The sequence below is a fragment of the Stenotrophomonas sp. genome (genome assembly GCF_031995405.1).
Lineage (GTDB): Bacteria > Pseudomonadota > Gammaproteobacteria > Xanthomonadales > Xanthomonadaceae > Stenotrophomonas.
The window spans coordinates 18,577-22,332 of sequence record NZ_DAMAGC010000066.1; the positions used below are offsets into that span (position 1 = coordinate 18,577).

General features: G+C 67.4%; 4 protein-coding genes and 1 pseudogene. All 5 read left to right on the plus strand.

Features of this window, described 5'->3' with window-relative positions; genetic code table 11:
* Positions 1-357, plus strand: a pseudogene (locus tag RTO53_RS12595) (beta-ketoacyl-[acyl-carrier-protein] synthase II); the annotation flags it as partial.
* Positions 354-815: a hotdog family protein gene (locus RTO53_RS12600; RefSeq protein WP_312238112.1), complete on the plus strand. Its 462-nt coding sequence runs from the start codon at positions 354-356 to the stop codon at positions 813-815. The pseudogene RTO53_RS12595 and the gene RTO53_RS12600, both read left to right, overlap by 4 nt.
* Positions 812-1,543: a 3-oxoacyl-ACP reductase FabG gene (fabG, locus tag RTO53_RS12605; protein ID WP_312238113.1), complete on the plus strand. Its 732-nt coding sequence runs from the start codon at positions 812-814 to the stop codon at positions 1,541-1,543. The genes RTO53_RS12600 and fabG overlap by 4 nt, the downstream gene beginning before the upstream one ends.
* On the plus strand, positions 1,543-2,784 hold the full coding sequence (locus tag RTO53_RS12610; protein WP_312238114.1) for a beta-ketoacyl-ACP synthase: 1,242 nt from the start codon (positions 1,543-1,545) through the stop codon (positions 2,782-2,784). The genes fabG and RTO53_RS12610 overlap by 1 nt, the downstream gene beginning before the upstream one ends.
* Before the next feature lie 70 nt (positions 2,785-2,854).
* Positions 2,855-3,292, plus strand: a complete 438-nt coding sequence (locus RTO53_RS12615; RefSeq protein ID WP_312238115.1) for an excinuclease ATPase subunit — start codon at positions 2,855-2,857, stop codon at positions 3,290-3,292.
* Positions 3,293-3,756: the final 464 nt, after the last annotated feature.

The window sequence follows — 3,756 nt, forward strand, 5'->3', positions numbered from 1 at the left end:
CAGGTGGATTACGTCAACCTGCACGGCACCGCCACCGGCCACAACGATGCGATGGAAAGCCAGGCGGTTGCCGCGGTACTCGGCACCACGGTGCCGGCCAGTTCGACCAAACCGCTGACCGGACACACCCTGGGCGCGTCCGGGGCGATCGAGGCGGCGCTGTGCTGGATGGTCCTGGCCGACAACCCGCGCCAGCAGCTGCCCACCCACTGGTGGGACGGGCAGGGCGACGCCGCGCTGCCGGCCCTGGCCCTGGTCGCGCCCGGCACGGTGGCCGCGCAGCCGCCGCGGCACGTGATCAGTCATTCGTTCGCCTTCGGCGGCAGCAACGCCGTGCTGGCACTGGCACGCGCATGAGCATGCCGTTGCCGCACAACATCGACGACGTGCTGCCGCACCGCGACAGCATGCGGCTGATCGACCGGCTGCTGGACTGGCAGCCCGAATCGATCGTGGTGGAGGTCGATGTGCCCAGCCACGGCCTGTTCACCACCGCCGACGGCGTGCCGGCCTGGGTCGGCGTGGAATACATGGCCCAGGCGATTGCCGCCTGGGCCGGGTGCAAGGCGCGCCAAGCCGGGCGGGAGCCGTCGATCGGCTTCCTGCTGGGCACCCGTCGCTACACCGCGCACCAACCGTTCTTCGCCGCGGGCAGCTGCCTGCGGGTGGAGGCACAGTGCGAGCTGATGGGCGAAAATGGCCTGGGCATGTTCGCCTGCCGGATCCTGGCAGGCGCTACCGAATTGGCGGTCGCCAACGTTTCCGTGTTTGAACCACGCGATGCGATGGCCTATCTGGAGAGTGGAGAGGCATGACAGGGAATCTGACGGTGCTGGTGACCGGCGCCAGCCGGGGCATCGGCCGCGCGGTGGCGCTGCGGATCGCGCGCGACGGCTTCGACGTGGTGGTGCATTGCCGCAGCCGCATCGAGGAAGCGCAGGCAGTGGTCGCCGATATCCAGGCGCTGGGCCGGCAGGCGCGCGTGCTGATGTTCGACGTGTCCGACCGCGATGCCGCACGTACCGCGCTGGAGGCCGACGTGGACGCACACGGCGCCTACTACGGAGTGGTGTGCAATGCCGGCATCGCCCGTGACGGCGCTTTCCCGGCGATGTCGGCCGAGGACTGGGACGCCGTGGTGCACACCAACCTGGACAGCTTCTACAACGTGCTGCACCCGTTGGTGATGCCGATGGTGCGGCGGCGCAAGCCGGGTCGCATCGTCACCCTGTCTTCGGTCTCCGGGCTGGTCGGCAACCGTGGCCAGACCAATTACAGCGCGGCCAAGGCCGGCATCATCGGTGCCACCAAGGCGCTGGCGCTGGAACTGGCCAGCCGTGCGATCACCGTCAACTGCGTGGCGCCGGGCCTGATCGAGACCGAGATGGTCAACCAGGAAGTGCTCGAGCACGCACTGAAACTGATTCCCGCCGGACGCATGGGTCAGCCGGACGAGGTCGCCCACGCCGTGTCCTTCCTGCTGTCCGAATCGGCCGGCTACATCACCCGCCAGGTGATCTCGGTCAATGGAGGCATGGTCTGATGCGTAGAACCGATCGTCGCGTGGTGGTCACCGGTGCCGCCGCGCTCAGCCCGCTGGGCCACGACTGGCCGAGCATCCGCGAGCGCCTGCACGCCCGCGTCAATGCCGTGCGTTACATCCCCGAGTGGGAAGTCTTCGACGGCCTCAACACCCGCCTGGCCGCGCCGGTGCAGGACTATGAGCTGCCGGCGCACTACAACCGCAAGACCACCCGCAGCATGGGCAAGGTGGCGGTGATGTCGGTGCGCGCCACCGAGCTGGCGCTGGAATCTGCCGGCCTGCTCGGCCACCCGGTGCTGCGCAGTGGCATGGCCGGCGTCGCCTACGGGTCGTCCTCGGGCAGCCACGAAGCCACCGCCGAGTTCGGTCGCATGCTCCACGAGCACACCACCGAGGGCATCAGCGCCACCACGTACCTGAAGATGATGAGCCACACCTCGCCGGTCAACATCGGGGTGTTCTTCGGCCTGTCCGGGCGCGTCTACACCACCTCCAGCGCCTGCACCTCGGGCAGCCAGGGCGTGGGTGCCGGCTACGAGGCGATCCGCAGCGGCAAGCAGCTTGTGATGGTCACCGGCGGTGCCGAGCAGCTCGATGCCACGGCGGCGGCGGTGTTCGACACGCTGTTTGCCACCAGCGTGCGCAACGATGCGCCGCAGACCACGCCGAGCCCGTTCGATGCCAACCGCGATGGTCTGGTGCTGGGCGAGGGCGCCGGTACGCTGATCCTGGAAGAGCTGGAGCATGCGCAGGCACGCGGCGCCACGATCCTGGCCGAGGTGGTGGGCTATGGCACCAACAGCGATGGCCAGCACGTCACCCAGCCCAGCGCGGACACCATGGCCCAGGCGATGCGCCTGGCGTTGGAAGATGCGGGGCTGGACGCGGCGCAGATCGGCTACGTCAACGCGCACGGCACCGCGACCGACCACGGCGACATCGCCGAGACCCAGGCCACCGCGCAGGTGTTCGGGCCGGGGATGCCGATCAGTTCGTTGAAGAGCTACGTGGGCCACATGCTCGGCGCCTGCGGCGCGTTCGAGGCCTGGATGACGATCGAGATGATGCGCGAGGGCTGGTTCGCGCCGACCTTGAACCTGCACGCGGTGGACCCGCGCTGCGGCGCGCTGGATTTCATCCAGGGCGAGGGTCGCGCACTGCAGACCGACTACGTCATGGGCAACAATTTCGCCTTCGGCGGGATCAACACGTCGTTGATCTTCCGTCGCTGGCAGGACTGATGTACCCGGCCCGCATCCGGGCCGGTTTTCCCACGCACCACCCTGCGCCCACCAACAAGGAGAAGTTTGAATGCGTCGTTTTGCCCTGATTGCCACCACCGCGCTGCTCGCCGTCGCCAGCACCGCCCAGGCCCGTGATACCCGTGTCGAGCAGCCGCTGCGCGAGCTGGTGAACTCGCAGGCCGCCCGCGATGCCGGGATCGACGGCAGCGTGCGTTTCTACCTGGCCGGCGAAAAGGTCAACGTCCAGCAGCGCTTCGGCGAGGACGTGACCAACAAGAAGACCAACGCGGCCAACAAGAGCGACGAGGAAGCCTGTCGCTGGGTGGCCCTGTCGGCGCTGCGCGCGCTGCAGGACGGCGCCAAGTCGCGCAACGCCAACGCGGTGGTGGACATCGTGAGCTACTACAAGAAGAACGAGTTCAAGAGCGCGACCAACTACGAGTGCTACGCAGGCACGCTGATGGCCGGCGTTGCCCTGAAGGGCACCTACGCCAAGGTCAAGTAAGACTTCTGTGCTACCGCTCTTCTTGAGCGGTGGCCGTGGATCTGGAAGCAAGAGCTACAGCTACAGCAACAGCAACAGCAACAGCTACAAGCAGCTTTTGCTCTAGTACTGCGGCTGGCAGGGCAGGCGTGTGTGGGTTTCCGGGGCACGCCGTAAATCCGTCCATGGAGGCTCGGTGTTGCCATCCATGGCAACACACGGCCCCGGCAACCCACACACGCCCGCCCTTCGACAGGTTCACGGTGCGCAAGCTCAAGCCAAGCCCAAGCCCAAGCCCTGCTTCGCCAACACTTACCGTGCGGCCCAAAATCCACCCGGTAGTGCCGAGCCATGCTCGGCACCTCTTCCACACCCAAAGAAGGCCGATGCTCCGGCTCCTGATTGCCCAGACGCGCCAACCATTTCCGGAAAGGATGGGGCGGGTGGGTGGCCGGGACCGTCACACGCCATGGATGGCGTGTGCG